Here is a 24640-nt window from a genome sequence, read left to right on the forward strand (position 1 = left end):
TTTTATTAATACTTAACAAACCCTTTGACTTAACCTGTGTTTCATTTATTTTTTCTGCATAAATTGGTAGACTCCTTCATAATATCAGGTATTCTACTTTCGTCAATACCCAGACTCTTTAATATATCGGTATTCAGACCTTTACAAAGAACGACCCCCATATCCAGAAGCTTTTGTTTCTCTTTTTTTAATAACGACACTATGGCTGTAATCGGGTGTAATCCCAATTTGTCAATTCTATCTCTCAAACCATTATTAAGTGGAAAATCCCAGGACATCATCTTTAAATTCGAACAAGTACCATAGGTAATAGCATCTGTAGAAAATCTAGTGTTGGTCACGAGCCATCCAAAAAACATCTTTGACGAATCAACATTTTCTTCTTTCCAACTGTTTTCTATATCCCAAAATCTCGCACGAACATATAACGAGTGCTGTATACTACAATATATCTTGTTTGTCGAGTGAAACTTACATTCCATCATATTCAATTCCGATATATTTTCTGCTATTACATCAACCTCGTGCTCCACACATTGGCCTGATACGGAAACTCCTGTTTTTACGGAATACCCTTCTGCAATAAAAAGCGAACCGACATATTTTTCAAAGGGAAATCCCGAAGGACCTAATGCAAAGATTGCATTCTTAAGGTTATATCTGCCTGCGATGGATTTATCCATCCTCTTTAGGTTCTCAAATACAGATTTGTATATTTTTTTTGTCGGAATACCTTCATAAAGAATTTTATACGTTTGCTGTAAGATCAAGGAGATAGCCTGTTCTTCAGCACCCACTTTGCGTAGAACCCTTATGATCTTATTCGGATCAAAAGACACGATACGTCCATCACTTTTGGTTACCATTATTTGCGATACGGTATTTTCCATTTCGAGGTATAATTTTAATATTCTATTTTCTATTCAGTTTTAGCAAGGTTGCATTAAATGCAACGACGATGGTACTGGCGCTCATTAAAACAGCTCCCATAGCTGGACTTAGCATAAAATTCGGATATAATATTCCTGCTGCCAATGGAATAGCAATTATATTGTAACCAACAGCCCATAGGAGGTTTTGTATCATTTTTCTATAGGTACGCTTTCCAAAATCTATCATTTTGACAACGTCTCTAGGGTCACTGTTTACTAGAATGATATCAGCTGTTTCCGCAGCTACATCTGTTCCTGATCCCACAGCGATTCCGACATTAGCCTGTGCCAATGCAGGTGCATCATTAACCCCGTCACCAGTCATAGCAACAATTTCACCTTTCGCTTGAAATTCTTTTACTTTTTCCTGTTTGTTATGTGGCAGAACATTCGCTAAAAATCCATCCATTCCTAATTTATTGGAAACCGATGCCGCAATTTTTTCATTATCACCAGTTAGAAGGAATGATTTTATTCCCATTTCTTTAAGTTGACGTATGGCATCTTGTGATCCTTCTCTTATACGATCTGCGAGGGTAATGATACCAATTACCTTACCTTCAATGAATACATAGTTTATAGTTTCTGTGTCCTGATCAATTTCCGAAGGGATCGTTGGTTTCTCAATTTTGTTCTCCGTAAAATAATTTGGCCCAGCGGCTACAACTTCTTTTCCATTTACTGTGCCTTTAACACCTATTCCCTGCATGTATTGGAAATGATCAGATTTCCATAATTGAAGTCCTTTTTCCTTAAGAAGTTTTATCATCCCCTTTGCAATGTGGTGCTCGGAGTTTTGCTGCACAGCTGCGGCATACTGGATGATCTCATCTTCGGTAAAACTGTCTAAAGCAATAACTCTTTGTACAGCATGAGAACCCTCTGTCAATGTCCCCGTTTTATCGAAAATAATGGTTGTTAAATTCCGAGTAATTTCAAATGCTGTCCGATTACGAATAAGCAGTCCATTGGTTGCTGATAGCGTAGTCGAAATCGCAACTACCAAAGGAATCGCAACCCCCAAGGCATGAGGACATGCAGTGACCATCACCGTTACCATTCTTTCTAATGCGAATGCCATATCTCCACTTGAATTATACCAATAAACAAATGTTCCTACACCGACTCCAATTGCAATGAAAGTAAGCCATTTGGCAACTTTATCTGCCAGATTTTGTGTATTCGACTTTGCACTTTGTGCATCTTGCACAAGGTTAATCACCTTGTTTAGATAAGTGTTTTTTCCGACTCCTGTCGCTTTTATTTTTAACGCTCCATCCCCGTTGATCGCTCCAGCTATAACCGTTGATTTGGCTTCCTTTTTTACAGGAACACTTTCCCCTGTAAGCATACTTTCGTTCACATAGGAAAGTCCATCAATGACGTCTCCATCTGCTGGTACTTTCTCTCCCGGTTTGATAATGACAATATCGTTATTAACCAATTCTTCCAACTTTATTTTCACAGCTTCACCGTCTCGTTCCACCGTTACTTCATTTGGCAAAAGCGCTACCAAAGTTTGAAGAGCTCTGGATGCTGCCATTTGCGAACGCATTTCCAACCAGTGGCCAAGCAACATAATTACGATCAGTGTTGCCAGTTCCCAATAGAAATCCATACCCTGAAGACCAAATACTACTGCCGTAGAGTAAAAATAAGCCACTGAAATAGCAATTGCTACTAGGGTCATCATCCCAATGGCTTTTGCCTTAATTTCTCCAATCATCCCTTTTAAGAACGGCATACCACCATACAGATAAATCAAAGTCCCAAGGGCAAAAAGCACGTATTTGTCACCAGTAAATTTCAGATTGAATCCAAACCACTCTTGGATCATGTGCGAAAGCGCAAGAATAGGTATGGTAATAATTAAACTTATCCAAAATCTTTTCAGGAAATCAGGTGTATGATGACCTTCATGTTTATCATGTTGGTCTGCTGAACCCTGATGTTCCCCGTGTTTATGATGGCTGTGATTGTGACCACTAGTTTTTCCAAAGGGAACTAAAGCCATTCCACATAATGGACATTTCCCCGACTCATCTTTGAGAACTTGAGGGTGCATTGGGCATGTGTATTTTTTCATAATAATAGTTTTAAAAATATTTCATTGGTGGTAAATTGAACAGGTGAGTAGAAGGCTCTACCTGTTCAATTAATATCCTAAATTTACTCATTATCTGTTAATGAATTAAAGTAATCAACCAACAGCTTCTTATCTGCCAGACTCAAACTAGCCCCCTCATGCATCCACAAATAAGAGGTTAATGGCATTTTATCTTGTTCAATTTGCGTGATTATTTGCGTAAATTTTGAATTAAGTTTCCGAGATCCATAAGAAGGTAATTCATCAAAATTCAACTTTTCCTTTCCATCTTTTATATGCTTATCCATGAACCAAGCCATAGGTTGAATCTCACTATACCAAGGGTACTCCGTTTTATTACTATGACAATCATAACAAGAAACAGCCAGAATTGCATTAACCTGTTCACTAACTTTAAAAGCATCAACAAATACTTTTCCCGCAGGAATAACTGCTGTATTCTTTTGAGGTCTTACTAGCTGAATTAACAAAACAACAGCTAGCAAAACCATAAGAATTAGTTTAGATTTAACGATCATACAAACAACAGCTAGGTAAATTATCATAAGCCGCTTTAGAAGCCTTATCCATTTCGGTATCATGACCGACTTTAGCAATAGCTTTGCTTATGTCTCCTTTAGAAGTGACTTTTGAATTGAAATCTAGATGGATAATTTTGGCTTTTACGTCCCAATTTGCTGAAATCACTCCTTTAACACCTTTCGCTGCTTTTTCGATTCGGCTTTTGCACATCTCACAATTTCCGGAGACTTTTAACATGTCGTGTGTTTTAACAACGCTACTTTCCATATCATCGTGTTCGGTTTCTATCGGTGACTGATCATTGTTCATCATACTGACTTTACCTTCAAGTTGTGCACTTGCATCTACCGTGAAAGCCCCCTTTGTGACAATTTCCTCACCATTTTCTAATCCCGATAAGACAGCGTATTGGTCACCTAATGAAGGTCCCAAAATAATCTCCCGAAGTTTAAAGGCTGGCGTTGATGTATTTGGTTGTTTGACATATACGATCGAACGCTTTCCTGTCCATAGAACTGCTGACTTAGGAATGACTATCTCCTTACCCTTTCCTTTCAAAGGAGCTGAAATATGTCCTGTAGCATACATCTCAGGTTTTAGATTACGGTCCATATTATCAGCTTCAACTCTAATCTTTGCAGTTCTAGAGGTTGCATCAATGATTGGATTAATAAAAGCTATGCGACCCTTATATATTTTTCCAGGTAGGCTCTGTAAGCTATATTCCAACTGATCGCCAACTTTCAAGAATGGTAAATCTGTTTCGTATGCATCAAAAATAGCCCACAGTTTTGAAAGATTCGTAATGGTATATAACACACTACCTTGGTTAATGTAATCGCCCTGATTCACATTTTTTGTTAAAACAACACCACTAGTACTAGCGTGGATATTTACATAGGGGGAAACGGTTTTAGATTGTAGAATCTTATTTATTTGGTCTTCCGATACTTTCCATAAGCGAAGCTTTTCTTTAGCTGCATCAAGCAAGATTGGCTGCACATCTTGTAATTTTGCTGCTTCCAATAGTTCCTGTTGCGCTGTGAATAGATCAGGAGAATATATCTTCGCTATTAGTTGGCCTTCCTTAACGGATTCACCAGTAAAGGTTACATAGAGATTCTCTATGCGTCCATTGATATGTGAAGTCTGCGATTGTTGTAAGCGTTCATCGACTTGAATGGTACCATACAATTGTACTTCTTTAATAGCATTCTTGTGTCCCACTACAGAAGTTTGAATATTTGCCAAAGCAAAAGCTTCTTTAGAAAGCTGAATAGCTTCATCATCAATTAGTTCATCACCGCCTCCAGATGTTTTCAGTGGGATCAGATCCATTGCACATAACGGACATTTACCTGGTTTATCCATCTTGATTTGTGGGTGCATGGAGCATGTCCATACGGTAGCTCCGTCCTCAGTTACTTCCATTTCAAGATCATGACCATGATCATGGGACTCATTGCCCCCAAATATCGCCCAGCCGAGTAGTAATCCAGCCAGCAGAATAGCTCCGTAAGTTACTACCTTATTTCTAAGTATATTTTTCAGTTTATTCATTACTAATAATTTTGAATAGTTTCGTTATTTATTGTCTGCTAATAATTTCTTAATTGACACAACCATCGTGTTATAATTCGCAATAGCTTCTGCTTTTTTAAGTTGATAGTCCAACAATTGTCGCTGTACCTGAATGACATTTGTTAGATCACTTTTGCCAGTTATAAACTCTTTTACAATTAAGTTATAAGTCGTTTGGGCAAGTGTCGTCTGCTTGTCATATAATTTCAAAACTCGTTCTGCATCATCCATTTGGCTTTTGAAACCATAGTACTCACTTTTTAAGGTGTTATAAGTGTTTTTAAAGTTCTCCTCGGTTGATTTCCGCCACAGTTCACTTTCTTTTTGTTGTGCAGTGTATTTTTTTCGGAAGATCGGCAGGCTCACAGAGACCATAGGCATAACCATATCTTTCCCATTCATACCCTCCATGGCCAGCATCGTATTATTGGTTTTCCCAACAAGCATATATTGAGCACCGATACCGATCATGGGATAGCTCATTTTTTTATCCATCTCGGCTTTTGCTTTAAAAGCCAAACCTTCTTCTGAAATCATCTCAAGCATGGGGTTGTTTTTCTCAATAATTGCCAAGGCTTCCTCTTCATTATATAAAAACGCCAATTTGTTAATCTCTTTACCTAACATAACCTCTTCATTGGCTTCCCTATTTAACAATGCATTGAATTTTGCTTTTTCGGCTTTGATTTGAGAATGGAGGCTTTCAATATTGTTTTCAATTTCAGCAATCTCCAATTGAATCCGGAGTACTTCCGACATACCTGAGCCTGAACCACCCGTCATTCCACCCATTCCAGCCCCGGACGACATATTCATGCTGGGGTTAGTAGCCGAAGCACTTGTGGAACTGCTTCCCATATTCATTCCACCCATACTTGATGAGGTGGTGGATGTAGAAGGTGAGGAAGCAGCCTTACTGGTAACGGTCGGAGTTGCATTTGGCTGGGCGGTGTTAGATGGCGCAGAAAACTTCCTTAAAACCAATTGTTCCAATTGATCTAAGATTTTTTTATTTTCTTCATTATTGTGTAGCTGCTCGTTCAGTTTTTGCATTGTATACCATTGAATACTGACTTGCAGAATCAAGTTATTCACTGCTTCCCGATATTGCTGATCTTGCATATTGGCCATGTGCGTTGCTTCTGTCCGGGCTGCTTTTCTTGTACCAAACCAAGGAAACATCTGCATCAAACTGACATTCCCAATGGAGCGGCCACCAACAATGTCCATGGGCATGGTGTATGCTTCCAAAGATAGTTCCGGATCCTGAAAAGCTCCCGCTTGCGGGATCTTTTCAAGGAAGGCCTCATGTGCTAAGCTTTGCGATTTTACGCCCGGGTTATTGTCTATCGCGACCTTTATGTAGTGTGATAGTGAATCTTTCGTTTGCTCCTGAGCGAAAGCATTCGAAAAGAAACCCAACACTACAAATAGGCTCGTAGCTATATATGTTTTATTCTTTTTCATCAGTTATTTGATTTTTATTTTTTGACCTGTTTTCTTTTCTAAGGGCCGATTCTCTCCACCAGCATTGGAATACCGGCACTACAAACATGGTCATGGATTGGATCAGCATCCCCCCAAATGTTGGGATTGCCATCGGCACCATTATTTCTGCTCCTTTACCCGTTGAGGTCAATACAGGCAACAGGGCTATCAAAGCCGTGGCGGTGGTCATCGCGGCAGGCCTCACACGTTTTAATCCTGCATAGACAACGGCCTCCCTGATCTCTTCTTTTGTTCTTGGGTTTCGGGCAACGAAAGTATCGTGGATATATGTACCCATCAATACACCGTCACTTGTCGCCAATCCAAACAGAGCTATAAAACCTACCCAAACAGCTATACTGAGATTAATGCTGTGCATCTGGAACAAGTCCCTCATATTCGTTCCCCCCACAGAGAAGTCCATGAACCAAGGCTGTCCATATAACCATAATAAAATAAAACCTCCTGCAAGCGCTACAAATACGCCGGAGAAATGGATCAAGGAAGCGGTAATTGTCCGGAACTGGAAGTAAAGAATGAGCAAAATAGCCAATAAACTCATCGGTATGATAAGGAGAAGACGTTTTGCCGCACGTTCTTGTTGTTCATAATTACCCGCAAATACATAGGTTACACCATCGGGTAATGTCAATTCCCCGGAAGCTATTTTTTCCTGTAAGATGTTATCGGCTTCACGCACGACCTCTACCTCAGCCTTACCACTTATTTTATCAAATATAACGTAGCCTAACAAAAAAGTGTTTTCGCTTTGGATCATCTGCGCACCTTTGGCGTATTCAATGTCAACGACATCCCCCAAAGGTATTTGTACACCGGTAGCGGTAGGGATGATTATTTTCCGTAATGCATCGGGATCATCCCTTAATTCGCGCGGATACCGTAAACGAACAGGAAACCGCTCCCTGCCTTCTACGGTATTGGTCAATGACATACCACCAATTCCCGCACTGATCACTTCTTGAAGCTCTGCTACGGTAATTCCATACCTAGCCATTTTATCTCGGTTTAGGTGCAATTCAATATAGGGCGCGCCTACTGCACGGTCGTAAAAAACCGTAGATGGCATGATCGATGGAATATCCTTTAAGGCTGTTTCCAATGCTTTTCCGCCAGCTTCTATCGATTCAAGATCAGGACCCGATACTTTTAAGCCCATAGGGGCTCTCATACCTGTGGAAAGCATAACCATCCTTGCTTCAATGGGTTGTAGTTTTGGTGCGGAAGTTAAGCCCGGCAAATGGGAAACATTGACAATCTCCTGCCAAATGTCGTCTGCCTTTTTGATCTCGGGACGCCATTGACGAAAGAATTTACCGCTTTTATCTATGATAAGGCTATCTCGTGGAATTTGCCTAAATCCCTGATCCAAATGGTAGGTATCTCCGTTGATCAGTTCAAAATGCCCGTCGCTATTAGTTTTAAAACGCTCTCTATGACCATCTTCGTCTAAAATATATTCCGGAATGTAATTGATGGTATTTTCAAACATTTGGGTAGGCGCCGGGTCAAGGGCAGAGTTTACACGTCCCCATTTACCGACTGTGATTTCAACCTCTGGGATATTTTGAATACGTTTGTCCAAGGTTCGGATAAATTGCAGGTTTTGTTCAATGCCAGTATGTGGCATACTTGTCGGCATTAGCAAGAAAGAGCCTTCATTTAAACTTGGCATAAATTCCTCTCCAATTCCTGGGAACGTTTCGGTTGATTTCTGCCAGAAAGTAGTTTCCTTAAACGATTTCCATCCGATCGTCTCGAAACCTTTGGCTACAAACCCAAAGCTTCTTTCGGTTCCCATCCAAGCCAACAATCCGAATACCAGGGTTATGATAGGTATGGACATAAACTTCCATCGATGGGAAAGCGACCAGCGCAAAACCTGCTCGTAATAGATCACCAGTGCCCACAACATCCCTAGGATGGCTCCAATTGCCAAAAACACAAATACAAAGTTAAGCGTCGTACTGGCTTGCGTACCCAGCGGCAGCCATTCCACCGTCAGGTAATACATTGTCACGAAAAGAGTAATTGCTACATTGATATAGTTGGCAAATTTCTCTCCTTTCCAATTCGGTGTAAACAGATTATTTATTCCGATCAGGGTCAAAGCAAAGGCTATAAAAACGCCCGAGTATATCCAAAGTCCAATACCTGCTGCCACTAAGAAATAGTTGGCAAACTGGCGCAGCTTCTTACCGTTCAATCGAATCGAATAAACGTAGTAGGCCAGTGTTGGCAATACGATGATTCCTAAGAGAAAAGCTGAAGTTAGAGCAAAAGTTTTGGTATAGGCCAGCGGTTTAAATAGCTTTCCCTCTTGCGCCTCCATGGCAAAAACAGGCAAAAAACTGATGATCGTAGTGAGCATGGCTGTTGACAAGGCTCCCGACACCTCGGATACGGCTTTGGAAATTAAGTTTACAAAAGCTTTTCCGCGGCTTTCAACACTCCTGGCTCGTTCTTCATCCATATACCGCAGGATACTTTCGACAAAGACGATCCCGACATCTACCATAACGCCAATAGCGATTGCGATACCTGAAAGGGCCACGATATTGGCCTCTACACCCATTTGCCTCATGATAATGAATGTGGTCAGTACCCCAATCGGTAGGATACTTGATATCAAGATGGATGCACGCAGATTAATGACAAGTACGATGACAACGATAATACAGATCAAGATTTCGTGGGTCAGGGCATTCTCTAAAGTGCCGATCGTTTCCTGAATTAGTCCTGAACGGTCGTAGAAGGGAACAACTGTTACCTTGGAAACAGTACCGTCCGCTAATGTCTTTTGAGGAAGACCTGCTTCCATTTGTTTAATCTTTGCCTTGACGTTATTGATAACCTCCATTGGGTTTGCCCCATATCTAGCAACCACGACACCACCGACGGCCTCGACTCCTTCTTTATCCAGCCCTCCACGTCGTGTGGCTGGCCCTAAGTTTACAAACCCTACGTCTTTTATTTTGACAGGCACATTGTTCCGTACGGTTACCACCGCATCTTCGAGATCTTTGACGCTTTTTATATAGCCTAATCCGCGTACTAGGTATTCCGCTTTGTTTATTTCGATCGTTTCGGCACCGATATCAAGGTTGCTGTTTTGAATGGCGGACATAATATCCATTACGGAAACGTTATAAGCACGCATAGCGTCAGGATCGATATCAACCTGATATTCTTTTACAAACCCACCGATGGAAGCCACTTCGGAAACTCCTTCTGATGCTGCTAAGTTATATTTGGCATAGAAATCCTGCACGGTGCGCAGTTCCTCGGGATCCCAACCACCGGTCGGCTCACCGGTTTCAGGATTGCGTCCTTCCAAGGTGTACCAATAAACCTGTCCCAGCGCCGTAGCATCTGGACCCAATGAGGGTATGACCCCTGTTGGGAGCGTACCAGCAGGCAGTGAATTGAGCTTTTCTAATATTCTGGAACGGCTCCAATAAAATTCGATATCTTCCTCGAAAATGATATAAAGGAATGACATACCGAACATAGAGCTGCTTCGGATTGTTTTTACTCCCGGAATTCCCAAAAGGGATGTTGTTAAGGGATAAGTGATCTGTTCTTGGATATCTTTGGGAGATCTTCCCATCCATTCTGTCGCTACGATTTGCTGGTTATCACCAATATCCGGAATAGCGTCTACAGGAACGGGATCACTTGGCAACAGGTTCTGGTGCCAATTAAAGGGTGCTGTAATCAGCCCCCAAATGACTACTACAATCAACAGTAGAATGGTAATTATTCTATTATTGAGAAAGTACTTAATAATAGTATTAAGCATAACATATACAGTTTTGACATATTAATTTTAGCATACAGATTATCACTGAATTGAAACCTGTATGCTAAAAAATCCTTGATCTTACATTAACTCTTCTTGAACTTCTCCACAGGTAAGCATCTCCGCTCCATAGTATGGGTTTTTGATTTCCTTGCTATCACTCAGCCAGTATGCGCCCTTGTTGTCATCATACATCGGGCAAAAGACTTTATATAAAGGTTTGTCTGTGCCAAATGTCTTTGCTATATCGTAAAAATCCTTACTCAACGTCACTAAATGCTCTCGTTGATGAGCAATATTGCCCACGTTGTCTGAGATATGTTCTGCATGTTCTTTAATGTCCGCAGCAATATCCTCGTATGTAGTTTTGTCTTCCGCACTGAACCCATCTGACTTGATTTTAGGAAGGGCCTCCAACATGCCTTTAGCGGCATTGGCAGCTTCTTTATCATTATCTGACGACAGAGCAAATGTTAAATGTTGGTAGTGAGCATACAATTCAGAAAAATTGCCCTGTTCAGGGTTTTCTGTACTGTTATCTGAAGGTATTGTTTCAGTTACAGGAGCAGAAGTTTGCTCTGTACTTGCGGCTTTTTTCTCTGTATTTCCGTTACATGCTGTTAAAGCCAGTATTGAAGAGGCGATTAAGCCTAAAAATAAATGTTTCATTGTCATGATTTTTGTTAATTGTTAAAACTGTTTTATATAATTTGTAAATGTTGCTTTATTTTCAAAATAGGAAACCTCTCCATTATTACCCGTAATAGCTATCAGCGCAGCTGCTTTATCTACATGCTTTTTTGAAAAAGGGTCAATTGCGACACGAACCGATTCATCCTTAGGTATACGTTCTTTACACATTTGGCAACAACCATAATATGTCTTTCCTTCAAACTCTACTTCGAATTGCTTCTTACCCATGTATTCATTATTTACCATGCAAACCAAATCATTAGGCACGATATCCCCTTTGTTAAAAACATTTGGATTGCTATCCGTTACGTTTTGCTCTTTCTTTTTCGAGGCTTCATTGGAGTTTCCGCTACAAGAAGTTAGTGTAGCTAAAATCATCAAAGCGTATAAAATAATCTTCATATTGTGATTAATTATTTGATAGTTTCAATAATATTTCCACATGTCAGCATCTTATTGCCGTAATATGGGTTTTTAACCGCTTCTTCCTTGCTTAACCAATTTGCACCTTTACCACTATTATACATTGGGCAATGCTGATAGTAAACAGGTGTTTCTTGCTTTGATACTTTGGTTAACTCATACATATATTTAGACAGCAATGCAAAGGCTTCCCTTTGTTTTGAAATATCTTTGGTTGCGGCAATATTTCCAGCATTGTCCGTTAAATCTTTCAATGCCTTCATCCAAACGGCATGTTCTTCATTTGAAAGTTTTGTCATTTCTACCGCTTTAATTGCTTTTACCAGTTCAGCGGCCTTTGCAAATGAATTACCTGCATCGGTTTTCACCAACGCATCTTTTACCAAGTAATAATTATCGAAAACAGCTTTTAACTGTTGTCCCTCTTGAGCGGCAGTAACTTTTGTTTGGTTCATATCGTTATGGCCTTTATGCTCATTATGCATCAGCATATCCGCATCTTTAGCTTTTACAACTGGCTTAGCCACTCGATCATATTGGCAACATTCAGGCAATTTGGTATATACATCATCAGGAGCTAAGAAGTTGTCACTGTCGTACCCTGCTAAAGCAATACGTTTAAGTATTTCATCTTGATTCGTTTTATTAGCATCATAAGTAAACGTAGCCATTTTAGTATCTTCATTCCATTCTACGTTGGCTACTTTGTTCACGTTACCAGCTTTTTCGATATTGGCTTTACACATATCGCAATTGCCATATATTTTTACGGTTTCTGTTTTCGCATTTTTGATTTGCGCAAAACTGTTCATGGATGATAGTAATACGACGATTACCATCACTATTTTTGATAATGATTTCATTTTGAAAATTTTAGATAATTAAGATATAAGATGAGTGTCGAAAACTGTATTTAGTTCTCGACAAGACCTACCTGTGGCTATCAAGCCATAGTTTTAACCTATTTTAGGCGGTTGCCAAATGGAATAAACCCCTGAAGAATAATAGAGTTGTTTATAGAATGAGTATGATTTTTTGTTCTCAAAAAAGAAAGTGTTATGAGAATATTTAAGATTCTGAATGCAGTGTGTAGGAGAAGAATTGTGACAGGATTTTGCATCACAAGCTCCTGAACAACCGGAATCGCCCTCGCTATCTTTGCAACAGTTCTTTTTACAAGCCTGTTTACTTTGATGATCAGAAGAATGATCGCAACAAGACTTATCTTTTTTAACGATTTCGGTTTTATGAGATGAGCATGCCAAAGCCTCTCCTGGAATTAGAAAAAATCCCAGTAAGCATATACTTAAGAATATCTTTAGTAAGTTAGACATATACCTTGCTTATAATAAGCTTCATCGCTATGCAAATTTATACTATTTTTTTTATAAAAATCCTTTTTTTTTATAAATATGGGCGTAAGGAACGATAATTATATTATCAAACCCTATAATACTTAGGTATTGATTTCTTTCCTCCCAAGAATTAGCTCATAAAAATGAAATCATAGATGATTCAAAAATTGCTATGGAAGAGCCTATCATCGATTCTGTACGGTTAGATGAAGAAACAACAACCCTAAGTACTTTAGATTCTATTGAAAAAATCCCAAATGAAAGTTTGAAAAAATTATTTCTAACCTTCAAAATAGGCTCTACCAAGGAAGAAGTTAGAAACATAATGGGTATTCCTACGGCTGTGTATGAGAATGATTACTTTAACGAAAGTACATGGTATTATGGCAGAAGTCGTATTGTATTTAAAAATGGAAAGGTTAGAGAATATTCCAATGCAGGGAACCTGAAAATCAAATAAGTTTAAGAAAAGATCAAAAGTTAGCAAAATCAATCGAAATCTGACTATGAATTTTTAGGAGGAAAAGTTGTTCGTTTATATCATTCTACATCGAGCAACAAAAATGAAGCAGTTGTTGGATACACAAATCAATACTCGGCAAAACAGATCGAGAAGTTGTTTAACAAGAAGTAGTAAAATTATGTCCAATAAACTAACTGATTTTTGTAATGGGAATTTTCATCTTTAGTCTAAGTATCATATTTGCAATCAGTACTGTTATAATGATATTGCTAAAACTTATTTTTAACAAAAATTTATATTTAAAGAATACAGGCAACTATTATGGTGACAAGCTACACAATAGACCAATTTCAATTTTGTTATTAGTTACTAGTCTCATTATATTTCTTGGAGTAGTTCATTTTTTTAAGCTTGAATCTTATGAATATTCAACTAAATTTAAAATAATAGGAACTATTTCTTTCGTTCTGATTGACATCTTCTTACTTAGGATTCTAAAAAGGATGTATAACTAAAAATTCCGTATATTACTCTTCACGAACGATTATAATCAGAAGAGACTGTCTTTTTGAGACAGCCTCCTATGAATAAAATTCTATAATTCTTAGATTTTAGTCAAAAAACTTCCTAAGAAAGGCCTTCCCAAATTTTTTGAAAAGGCACTTTCTCAAGCTTTTTTTCTTATACAAATGTAGTAAAAAGATAATAATTTCAGCCTCCTATTAGTAATCAAAGTTACAGGTATCCATTAGATTTAAGTTGATGATCTGCTACACACTCTTAATAAAGAAACTTAATTCAGGCTGTCTCAAGTAGTCAGAAGCATCAAGTAGAAATTATCTTTTCACTTACTTTTTATTTTATGTTTATCTTAATAATCCTTTTTGATAGAGTCTTGTATTAGTCCATATATGATATATTCGTGATAGCAATTTTCTGGCGATGACCACTATTGCGCGTTTCTTAGTTCTACTCTTTATGAGTTCCTGAAACTTCAGTGCTAGAGCAGGATCCGTTCTAATGGCTATCCAAGCCGCTTCGATAAGTAGCGGTCGTAAGGCAGAATTTGCTCTTGGAGTCATCTTTCCTTTTCTTATATTCTCACCAGAAGAAAATTCACTTGGACATAGTCCGATAAATGAATTGAACTTCGCAAAGTTATTGAACCGTTTGATTTCACCAATTTCGGTCAGCATCGTCATAGCTGTGATAATGCCTATACCTGGAGCAGAAATCAATATTGAATAGACTTCTTTATATCTCTCATGCGAAGAGAGGTGTCGTATGTCCTTATTAATCTGCAATAACCGTTTTCGTAGAAATTCAACATCATCTATCACGTGGCTTATTAGTATTTGTGAAGAAACTTCTTCGGGCTTTAGATTACGTATCCAATCAATAAACTTTTTGGTCCAATAAGGTTTGTCGTACTCTTTAGGAATGATTATACCCATAGAATGAAAAGCGGATTTTAATATTTTCGCTTTTTCTGTAAATCTGTTAAAGTCTTTTTACGGTATCTTATGAGCTGTCTATCTGACTCGGTAAGTTTATCAGGAATATAGATAGGGGTCAAAAGTCCTCTAGATAGAGCCATTCCCAATCGACGGGAATCAGAAGTGTCTGTTTTGGACAGTATTCCTTTATTCGTTTGTGGAATATCTGATGGATTGACAACAATACAATCGATCCCAAGTGACTCAAGTTCACGTTGAATTGAGAAACCAGAGAAACCAGCCTCATAGCAGGCTAAGTAACGCGCTTCTGGAAAATGAGAGTTTAAATAATTTAAAAGAAGCAACGAATTCGCTTCCTGATGAAAATTCTGAAAGAATATATCATCTATAAATACACTAATATTCCAGTTTTTTTTATGAACATCAATTCCTAAAAAAATCTGCCGACCAGAAAAACTAACTCTTAATTTATGTGGGCCTGTTTGTATATTTGTATCCATAGCCTATGGTGTTTTGTGTTAAATCTGTAGCAAGTTAATTGACTACTTACAAAAACCATAGGCCTATTTTATTTCATGGATACTCTTATCGCATTTCTTCAAACAAATGGAGAGGTGGGAATGAGGCATTTGTGCCTTGGGTTAAAAGTAACATTATAGAATAATATATTGCTGTTGTATCCAACACACAATTCCCATAACGCATTTTAAATTATCACTTCGCTTTCGCTCTTATCGCATTTCTTCAAACAAATGGAGAGGTGGGAATGAGGTATTTGTGCCTTGGGTTAAAAGTAACATTATAGAATAATATATTGCTGTTGTATCCAACACACAATTCCCATAACGCATTTTAAATTATCACTTCGCTTTCGCTACCTTATGAAAAGAATTCAATTATTACGTAACCAACTGACAGAAGCAGTACGATTTGTCCAATCCACTGAACCTGATTATCATCGACTAGACTAAATTTGCACTTTGTGTATTCAATTTTAAACAGCATATTTGAATAAACAAAATTGCATAAAAATGAATTAGCAAGAACTCTACGGAAATACAATATTAAACAAAAAAAAGTCCCACCAAAAGTCCCACCAATTAATCGATAAAATAAGGTATATCAAGTGCAAAAAGACACCAAAAACACGGAATTTCAGCAAAAAATCGAAGTAATAAACGGCTGTGCGAATTCGATTCCCGCCCTAGGTACAAAGCCCGACAAAATTGTCGGGCTTTTTTTATGTTAAATTCTCACGATTTTCTTCTTTCTCTCACCTAAAACTATAGCTTATTAAATTATCTCGGTCTAGTGTTAAATCTATTGTATTCCATTTGGTAGATACCATATTATGATTGCGAAACAATTCTATACTTTCAGAAAACTGAAGGTATTTCAATTTTCCAATCTTAATTAGGGTCTGCTGAAAAACACTATTCTCTTTGTTAGCCAATGGATTATATTTATTTTTAGGGTATGAAGTGCAAGGGTTTATGAAAAAAGCATCAAAAAGGCGTGCACCTACCGCTATTTATAGTAGTCCAAATCAGCTCAGTATTGAAGGATTTGAGTCTCCTTTTGAGCGTCATCTTAACGCGGAAAACGGATCAAGCAAAAAATTAGCTGATCGTGAATTTATCGGAGAGAAATGGTTAGGATTCTTAAATGAACATAGCATCCGGTATCATATCAGGATCCGGAATAACTTTAAGGTGTTCTTGCCTAGAAAACAAAAAGAAATAACGGTATGGCACTTGTTTAACAACCTTAATAGCAGGGAATTCAGACATTACCAGCATATTGTAGAAATGCACGGTCAATTATGTTACCTATCAGCTACTAAAACTGTGATCGATGGAAAAGTTGAATTTTTAATACTGGTATCATTCAATAAACCACAGCAGGCACTGGAATATTATAGGCGGCGCTGGAATATAGAGACACTATTCAAATTTATGAAATCTAGCGGGTTCAATATAGAAGATACCCATGTCACTGACTTGGACCGCCTTGAAAAATTGTTCATGCTTACGATGATAGCATGCCTGTGGTGCTACAAAGTTGGTGATTATATTCATGACCAGATTCGACCCATTAAAATCAAGAAACATCAAAGAAAAGCCGTGTCAATATTCAAATACGGCCTTGATTATATTGCAGAGTGTTTATTGTCCGGATTCAACAAGTTAAACATCAATTTATTACAATTTTTGTCATGTACATAGCAAACTAATACAAAATAAAATATCCAAGTCTACCCACTTGGATATTTTATTTGTATTAAGCCTATATCAATGGACTACCTTTGATTCTCGGAAAACAAATATAGCAGAAGCCAAACGTAGCTTAACTTATTGAAACAAATCCGTAAGTTAAAATAAGAATTATTCATCTAAAACCCAAAAGTAAGCTCGCTCTTTGGCGAGATCTTCGGGCTTGTGCAAATTATGTACAAGATCGTCCCAGCTGGATTCTACATCGTAATCCTCCATTTCAGTATCATCAAGACGTATACCTTTTAGGATAGCATCTTCATCAAAAATATAAATATCACTTTCGACTAATTCAATTCCCTTATCTGTAGCCCAAGCTAAAAAAGAAGGTCTATCTAGTTTCATTACTCTAGATGCGATACTATCAAACGCCTTTAATTCATTCGACTCATCAAGATCATGGTGTGCATCTAAATATTCCGCATACATATCACGTTGACCCGTACGCAAGGCTTCATTTCGATAAATTATCTGCTCCGCACTTTGATTATAACTAAATTTACTCTGACGTTTTTCCTCGCCATATTTTTCTTTATAGGTTGCCAACCTTTTCTCAAACTTTTCCATATCAATTCATTCATTTTAATAATTCACTGAAATTTATGAGACTCCTTTCAATCCAACCATTCTAAAAATTCCCGAACGATTCTTAAGCATAACTGTTCGTTGTGTACAAATCATTGTAATTGTATAACAATAATATATAGGATATGTTCAGAGACGGAGCACGCAAAAGCATTTGGCAAGCAAAGACTAAGAGGCTCGAAAATTTGCCTACACATAATGAAATGTTTGATGTGGCTATTATTGGTGGTGGAATTACAGGAGTTTCTACTGCTTATCGCCTACAGCTTTCTGGCTTAAGATGTATTCTTCTGGAAGCTAATAATATTGGGTTTGGAACGACTTGCGGTACTACAGCTCATTTGAATGATTTTTTCGACACTACTTTCAAAGAAACTATTGGTAAGTTTGGATTAGAGAACGCCAAACTTCTAGCGCAAGCGGGTAAAGAAGCCATCCATATATTTCAAGCCAATGTAGCACGTCACGAAATTGATTGTGATTTTGAGTATAAGAATGCACAGCTTTTTGCTATGGATGATGATCAGGTGAAACAATTAGATGATATCGTGGATGGTGCGAATCAAGTCGGTTACGAAATGACATATATTGATGAAATCGACTATCCAATACCTTTCAAAAAAGCCGTTCATATTCCCAAACAAGCACAATTCCATCCCATAAAATATGTGAAAGCCATAGCCGAAGCCTATATTAAAGCAGGCGGAATGATCGTAGAAAATTGCTTAGTAGAATCCCATGAAGAAGATAGCGAAGGTGTTACCTTCAAAACCTCCCTAGGCGAAATTCAAGCGAAGCACGGCATATACGCAACACATACACCACCAGGAATTAGCATTTTGCATTTTACGACAGCGCCGTACCGGAGTTATGCAATTGCATTCACTTTAAAAAAAGACAACTACCCTACCACGCTTGGTTATGATTTGTACGATCCATACCATTATTACCGCACACACGAAATTGATGGCAAACAATTAATTATTGCAGGTGGTGAAGACCACAAAACTGGACATTCTGACGATACTGGTTCCTGCTTTGCGAAATTAGAAAACTATTGCAGAACACATTTTGATGTAGATACGGTAGAATATGCTTGGTCAAGTCAATACTTCGAACCTGCGGATGGCCTTCCATCGATTGGGGTATTACCCGCTAGTGATGGCAGAATGTTTGTAGCAACAGGGTTTCGTGGAAATGGGATGACATTAGGAACATTAGCCTCAGCTATTATAACAGATTTGATTATCGGAGGCGAAAATCCATACACCAAACTATTCAACCCTAAGCGATTCAAACCTACAGCTGGCTTCACCTCTTTTGTAAAAGAAAATGCAACAGTGGTCAAAGACTTTATTGATGATAAAGTAAGTATGGAACGAATACACTCCTTAGCAGAAATAAAAGAAGGTGAAGCTAAAGTCGTTAAATATGAAGGAAATTCTTATGCCGTCTTTGCAGAAAAAGACGGTGAACTACACATCTTGAAGAGCACATGTCCGCATGCACAGTGCGAAGTCCGTTGGAATAATGCGGAATTATCTTGGGACTGCCCTTGCCACGGTTCCAGATTCAATATTAATGGAAAAATACTTACTGGGCCTACGACAACTGGCTTAGAACGTGTTAACGAAAAAATAGAGTTATCATGACATATACTGAAAGCACGGATTCAAATTAATTAAAACTACAAGCGTTTTAAACTGTTAGTTATATAGACAGTATACATTCGCTACCTATACATTTCATTTATACTGTTTTCAAATTTACTATGAACAAAAAAAGAACTATAATCGTTTCAAACAGATTACCCGTACGAATTGAAAGAAGCAATGGGGAGCTTCTTGTTATTCCAAGTGAGGGTGGTCTGGCTACAGGTCTCGGCTCTATTTACAAAGAAGATGGAAATATATGGATAGGCTGGCCGGGTTTTGTACCTGAAAACGAACTTGAGAAAATTGAAGTTACAGAAAAATTAAAATCCCTAAACTTGATTCCTGTTTTCTTGACAGAATGCGAGTTAGAAGGCTACTATGAAGGCTTCTCCAATGAAGTCCTTTGGCCAATATTTCATTACCATCCCTCCTACGCAGTGTACGATGAATGGTATTGGAACACCTACGAGTCTGTGAATAAAAAATTTGCTACTATCGTAATGGAACAAGATATAGCAGATCTGGATGAGGTATGGGTACACGATTATCAATTGATGCTATTGCCTAAATTGATCAGAGCATCCAATACTCGTATTTCTATTGGTTATTTTCAACACATCCCCTTTCCACCAGATGAGTTATTCCGTGGAATTCCATGGCGCGATGAACTCTTGAAAGGGTTATTGGGTGCAGATCTAATCGCATTCCACACATATAATGACACACAGCATTTCTTGAATGCTTGTACACATATCTTGGGAATACCCATTCAAAACAATTGTTTACGTAGTGGCGGAAGAAGTGTGTACGTCGAAGTGTTTCCGATGGGGATTGACTACGATAAATTCAACAATATGGCGCAATCGCCAGAGATTCAACAACGAGCTCAAGAAATACGCACATATTACAGTAATAGGAAATTTATTCTAAGCATTGACCGCTTGGACTATAGTAAAGGAATTATTGAGCGCTTACGTGCATTTGAAGCGCTGCTCAAGACATATCCCGAATTTCAGAATGAAGTAATCTTGTATATGCTGGTAGTGCCGTCACGCGATACAGTACCAAAGTACAAAGAGCTTCATGATGAAATTAACCGCATGGTGGGGCAAATTAATGCTGTTTACGGCAATAACGAATGGACACCTATCAGCTATTTTTATAATTCTTACGATTTTAAAGAGCTGTCCGCGCTGTATGTTGCATCGGATATTTGTTTGGTGACTTCGCTTCGCGATGGCATGAACTTAGTATGCAAGGAGTTTATTGCCAGCAAGGAAGTAAACAATGGGGTCTTAATTTTGAGTGAAATGGCTGGCGCGAGTAAAGAGCTTATTGGACCTATTTTGGTAAACCCAAACTCAACTCAACAAATTTGTGAAGCACTTCGTACAGCGATAAATATGCCCGAAGAGGAACAACGGAAGCGATTGGATGACAGTCTAGAAATTGTAAAGAAATTCAATATCAGGCACTGGGTTCGCTTATTCTTCAAAAGATTAAAAGAAATTAAGTCTATTCAACAAGAAGAACGCGCTCGACGAATTAACCCTGAGATTCTACAGAATTTCTTGTCAAAATATAGCGAAAGTAAAAAGTGTCTATTCTTCTTAGATTACGACGGCACATTGATTGGCTTCAACAATAATGCAAGCGAAGCTACACCGACAAATGATTTATACGAAGTATTGGAAGATTTGCAGTCCAATCCCCATAATCAAATTGTGATCATCAGTGGTAGACCGCATGACACTTTATCGGATTGGTTCGCAAATAAGCAGTACTATTTAGTAGCAGAACATGGAGCTTGGAGTAATTATCCCGAGTTTGTTTGGCATACCAAGACCCACATTTCCACACGTTGGAAATACCCAATCAAACACGTGATGACCAAATTCACAAACATGACGGCGGGCTCTGTAGTCGAAGAAAAGAACTATTCGTTAGCTTGGCATTACCGCAAAGTACAAAGCGGACTAGGCAACCTCCGAGCACAGGAGCTTGTAGATCATTTGCGCTATTTGCTTCCACATCATGGCCTGCAATTGTTAATGGGTAACAAAGTAATTGAAGTTAAAAATAGTGAACTCAACAAAGGTAGAGCAGCCATGGAGATTGTTAATGATTTCAAACCTGACTTTATATTCGCCATTGGTGATGACGCTACGGATGAGGATATGTTCCTAGAGCTACCTGCTGATTCCATCACCGTGAAAGTTGGCAGTCGCAAGTCTGCCGCTCGATATTATATTGAAACACAAGAAGAAGTATTAAAACTCATTAAAAAGTTCGCGCAGCCTACTTATCAATCCGTTTAATATTTCTTCACCTAAAAAATTAGCATGTTAGATACAAAACACATTTATAACAGTGGAATAATTGGAAATTGTGCATTTATTGCACATGTAAATAAAGACACAAATATAAGTTGGTTGTGCTGGCCTACTTTTCAAGACTCTTTTGTATTCGGAGGTTTGTTAGACGAAGATAAAGGAGGAAAATTTGATATAAAACCTGTAGATGAGGATTACGAATCAAAACAATATTACATCGAAAATACCAATATACTCTGTACAGAAATTACCACTAAAGAAGGATCCTACAGAATTACGGATTTTGCGCCTCGCTTCGAACAGTATGAGCGTTATTTTAAACCATTAACACTGATCCGTAAGGTGGAACCGTTAAAAGGAAGACCACGTATTCGCGTGCGTTGTGAACCAGTCTATCAATATGGAAAAACAACATTCCATGTAAACAGAGGAAGTAATCACCTCCAATTCGAACAAGGTGATATAAAACTACGGCTAGCGACAGATATGCCTATCAATCATTTTTTTGATGATATACCGCATGTCTTAGATCGCACTATACATATGATTTTGACGTTTGGGAGTCCTTTTGAGGCACCGATTGAGCGTACCTGCGAGGACTTCTTACGTCGTACTGTTGTTTATTGGCAGAAATGGGTAAAGAATGCTTCTATCCCATCCTTCTATCAAAAGCAGGTTATTCGTTCTGCTCTGGCGCTGAAACTACATCAATTTGAAGATACAGGAGCAATTATTGCAGCCAGTACAACCAGCCTCCCTGAGTTTCCGGGGTCGGGACGTAATTGGGATTATCGCTTTTGTTGGTTACGTGATAGTTTTTATGTTTTGACAGCACTGAGTCATGTTGGTCATTTTGAAGAAATGGAAAAATACGCTTCTTACATTGCTAATATCACACAGACAGATACAGGACGATTACAACCTTTATACGGTATTCTGGGGAAAACTAAGTTAGAGGAATTTCATTTAGATCATTTAGCGGGTTATCTGGGAAACACCCCTATTCGTATTGGCAACCAGGCCTACGAACATGTGCAGAATGACGTATACGGTCAAGCACTGATTGCGTTATTACCGCTCTTTACGGATCAACGATTCAAACACCAAAATAAATTGGTAGCAGAAGAATGGACAAATTTTATTCTTACCAAAATTGAAAACACAATAGATGAAACCGATGCAGGTATATGGGAATTTCGAAACTTTCAACAAAGACATTGTTACTCGAATTTATTTCAATGGGCTGGCGCAACCGCAGCATTGAAAATAGCGCGTCAAAATGGCTTTAAAGAAATAGAACAACGGGCCTTAGTTTTGCAAGAAAAAGCAGCGACATATATTGAGGCTTGTTATGATGAAGAGCGTGGAGTATACACAAATTCAACAGACTCTTCTAATCTGGATGCTTCGACTTTGCAGTTGATTATGATGGGTTATTTAGATCCTAACTCGGAGAAAGCGAAGAAGCATTTAGCCGTCTTAGAAGACGAACTCAAAGGTAATCACGGTCTATTTTATCGCTACCTGCATAAAGATGATTTTGGAAAACCAAAGTCTACTTTTCTAGTTTGCGCCTTTTGGTATGTGGAAGCTTTAGCTTGTGTTGGCCGCGTAGAAGAAGCACAATCTGTTTTCAAACAATTATTGTCCTTCGGTAATCATCTGATGTTATTCAGTGAAGACATCAACGAGGAAGACGGCAGTCAATGGGGTAATTTCCCACAAGCTTACAGTCATGTAGGACTAATGAATGCCGCTTACCGCATCGCTATTAAATTGGATAAACCTACATTTTTCGAAAATGCTGAAATGAATAATTTTATCTCCGAACAAAATTAGTCTTTTTAATATTTAACTTACACAATCTGAGGCCGTCTCAAAATAATTGAGGCGGCCTTTTTTAGTTTGACAGGAATTTGTCAGTGTTTATCCACTGTGTGAGCTACAAGTTCATAATATTTCAATATTTTGTTTAAAACGATGAAAAAGCGGTCTTTTTAGGCCGCTTTCTTTCTTAAATTCTGTGCAATTGCCAATAATCCCCATTCTATGGACACTAAATCTTTACCGCGGAGCATAAAGCGGCGGAAATTATGATTTTGTTTTATGTTTCCGAAGACCGGTTCCACATCACAACATCGTTTTTTTCGTTTGAGAATTCCTTCTTCGCTATTAAGAAGTTTATAGGCTATTTCTTTGTGCCGATTTAGATTTTCATTTACTTGAATAATTCTATTCCCAGCACTCTTATGACAAGCTCCATTTAATGGACAATTAGCGCAATTTGCTGCTTGATATTTTTTCACCTCTTGCTCAAATCCTGAAGCGTTTTGTATTTTAAATGTTCCTAAGCAAGACATAGGTTGTCCCATTGGACAGATATAGCAATCTTGTTCTTTATTATAAAATAGTTTATCTACACTAAAAGGAGTTTTGGTCTGATTACTGCCCTTCTGTTGCTTATCAAATAAGCTGTATTTAACAAATCCTTTTATCTTGTTTTCTTCTAGATAATTGTAATTCTCCTCACTGCCATATCCAGCATCTGCAGTAACCTCTTTAGGGTAATTATTATAACTTTTTTTATGCTGATCAAGGTGTAAGCTTAACGTGCGTGTGTCAGTAGGGTTGGCATGTACAGTATAATTAACTATATATTGATTGGAAGTAGAGATTTGTATATTGTAAGCGGGCTTAAGTTGTCCGTTGAGCATATGATCTTCTTTCATACGCATAAAGGTGGCTTCCGTATCAGTTTTACTGTAACTGTTACGTTCGGCCAGGATAGCCTCCTGCTGTTCATACAACTGGATTTTACTTGGATAATTTTTAGTTACATAACGCAGTCTAGTTTTTACGTTCTTATTTACAGCTTTATTATTGGATAGTACCTCATTAAGTTTATCAACTGTAGCTTGAACGTTTTCTTTATTAATATCTGTCAAATCAGGAG

18 protein-coding genes are annotated in these 24640 nt (G+C 38.1%); 5 read left to right on the top strand and 13 right to left on the bottom strand.

The window, feature by feature from the left end:
- Positions 1 to 41: 41 nt before the first annotated feature.
- From FLS47_RS01270 to FLS47_RS01310, 9 genes are all read right to left on the bottom strand, one after another.
- Positions 42 to 890, bottom strand: a complete 849-nt coding sequence (locus FLS47_RS01270; protein WP_149912587.1) for an ATP cone domain-containing protein — start codon at positions 888 to 890, stop codon at positions 42 to 44.
- Positions 891 to 912: 22 nt separating this feature from the next.
- Positions 913 to 3018, bottom strand: a complete 2106-nt coding sequence (locus tag FLS47_RS01275; RefSeq protein WP_149912588.1) for a copper-translocating P-type ATPase — start codon at positions 3016 to 3018, stop codon at positions 913 to 915.
- 83 nt (positions 3019 to 3101) lie between these two features.
- Entirely contained in the window at positions 3102 to 3530 is a 429-nt protein-coding gene (locus FLS47_RS01280) for a heme-binding domain-containing protein (protein WP_223225079.1), read from the bottom strand.
- Positions 3531 to 3546: 16 nt separating this feature from the next.
- Positions 3547 to 5121, bottom strand: coding sequence for an efflux RND transporter periplasmic adaptor subunit (locus FLS47_RS01285; RefSeq protein WP_149912589.1), 1575 nt, complete (start codon positions 5119 to 5121; stop codon positions 3547 to 3549).
- A 24-nt stretch (positions 5122 to 5145) separates the two neighbouring features.
- Positions 5146 to 6609 carry a TolC family protein gene (locus FLS47_RS01290; RefSeq protein ID WP_149912590.1) on the bottom strand — a complete coding sequence of 488 codons (1464 nt, stop codon included), beginning with the start codon at positions 6607 to 6609 and terminating at the stop codon, positions 5146 to 5148.
- A complete protein-coding gene (locus tag FLS47_RS01295; protein WP_149912591.1) occupies positions 6596 to 10450 on the bottom strand; it encodes an efflux RND transporter permease subunit in 3855 nt (1284 codons plus the stop codon). The genes FLS47_RS01290 and FLS47_RS01295 overlap by 14 nt, the downstream gene beginning before the upstream one ends.
- An 81-nt stretch (positions 10451 to 10531) precedes the next feature.
- Positions 10532 to 11119 carry a DUF3347 domain-containing protein gene (locus FLS47_RS01300; protein ID WP_223225080.1) on the bottom strand — a complete coding sequence of 196 codons (588 nt, stop codon included), beginning with the start codon at positions 11117 to 11119 and terminating at the stop codon, positions 10532 to 10534.
- A gap of 21 nt (positions 11120 to 11140) precedes the next feature.
- Entirely contained in the window at positions 11141 to 11545 is a 405-nt protein-coding gene (locus FLS47_RS01305; RefSeq protein WP_149912593.1) for a hypothetical protein, read from the bottom strand.
- 11 nt (positions 11546 to 11556) lie between these two features.
- Positions 11557 to 12429, bottom strand: a complete 873-nt coding sequence (locus FLS47_RS01310; protein WP_124899920.1) for a DUF3347 domain-containing protein — start codon at positions 12427 to 12429, stop codon at positions 11557 to 11559.
- A 664-nt stretch (positions 12430 to 13093) separates the two neighbouring features.
- Between FLS47_RS01310 and bamE the strand changes: the two genes are divergently transcribed.
- Positions 13094 to 13381 carry an outer membrane protein assembly factor BamE domain-containing protein gene (bamE, locus tag FLS47_RS01315; protein ID WP_149912594.1) on the top strand — a complete coding sequence of 96 codons (288 nt, stop codon included), beginning with the start codon at positions 13094 to 13096 and terminating at the stop codon, positions 13379 to 13381.
- A gap of 869 nt (positions 13382 to 14250) precedes the next feature.
- Here bamE and FLS47_RS01320 read toward each other — a convergent pair.
- Both FLS47_RS01320 and FLS47_RS01325 read right to left on the bottom strand, forming a co-directional pair.
- A complete protein-coding gene (locus FLS47_RS01320) occupies positions 14251 to 14838 on the bottom strand; it encodes a transposase (RefSeq protein ID WP_149912595.1) in 588 nt (195 codons plus the stop codon).
- 17 nt (positions 14839 to 14855) lie between these two features.
- Complete coding sequence (locus FLS47_RS01325) at positions 14856 to 15341, bottom strand: IS110 family transposase (RefSeq protein ID WP_149912596.1); 486 nt, start codon at positions 15339 to 15341, stop codon at positions 14856 to 14858.
- 993 nt (positions 15342 to 16334) lie between these two features.
- Here FLS47_RS01325 and FLS47_RS01330 point away from each other — a divergent pair.
- Complete coding sequence (locus tag FLS47_RS01330) at positions 16335 to 17066, top strand: transposase (RefSeq protein ID WP_149912597.1); 732 nt, start codon at positions 16335 to 16337, stop codon at positions 17064 to 17066.
- A 159-nt stretch (positions 17067 to 17225) separates the two neighbouring features.
- Here the strand turns inward: FLS47_RS01330 and FLS47_RS01335 are convergent, their stop codons facing one another.
- Positions 17226 to 17681 (bottom strand): hypothetical protein, encoded by a 456-nt coding sequence (locus FLS47_RS01335; protein ID WP_149912598.1) that lies wholly within the window; start codon positions 17679 to 17681, stop codon positions 17226 to 17228.
- A gap of 143 nt (positions 17682 to 17824) precedes the next feature.
- Here FLS47_RS01335 and FLS47_RS01340 point away from each other — a divergent pair, with 143 nt between their 5' ends.
- The 3 genes from FLS47_RS01340 to FLS47_RS01350 all read left to right on the top strand — a co-directional run bounded on the left by FLS47_RS01340 (position 17825) and on the right by FLS47_RS01350 (position 23526).
- Positions 17825 to 19351: an FAD-dependent oxidoreductase gene (locus FLS47_RS01340; protein ID WP_149912599.1), complete on the top strand. Its 1527-nt coding sequence runs from the start codon at positions 17825 to 17827 to the stop codon at positions 19349 to 19351.
- 119 nt (positions 19352 to 19470) lie between these two features.
- Positions 19471 to 21672 (top strand): bifunctional alpha,alpha-trehalose-phosphate synthase (UDP-forming)/trehalose-phosphatase, encoded by a 2202-nt coding sequence (locus tag FLS47_RS01345; RefSeq protein ID WP_149912600.1) that lies wholly within the window; start codon positions 19471 to 19473, stop codon positions 21670 to 21672.
- Positions 21673 to 21696: 24 nt separating this feature from the next.
- Positions 21697 to 23526 carry a glycoside hydrolase family 15 protein gene (locus tag FLS47_RS01350; RefSeq protein ID WP_149912601.1) on the top strand — a complete coding sequence of 610 codons (1830 nt, stop codon included), beginning with the start codon at positions 21697 to 21699 and terminating at the stop codon, positions 23524 to 23526.
- Positions 23527 to 23684: 158 nt separating this feature from the next.
- On the opposite strand, the gene FLS47_RS01355 is transcribed toward FLS47_RS01350, so the two are convergent.
- Positions 23685 to 24640 (bottom strand): transposase (locus tag FLS47_RS01355; RefSeq protein WP_149912602.1); only part of this gene is annotated, 956 nt, incomplete at its 5' end.

The organism is Sphingobacterium cavernae, assembly GCF_008520265.1.
GTDB lineage: Bacteria > Bacteroidota > Bacteroidia > Sphingobacteriales > Sphingobacteriaceae > Sphingobacterium > Sphingobacterium cavernae.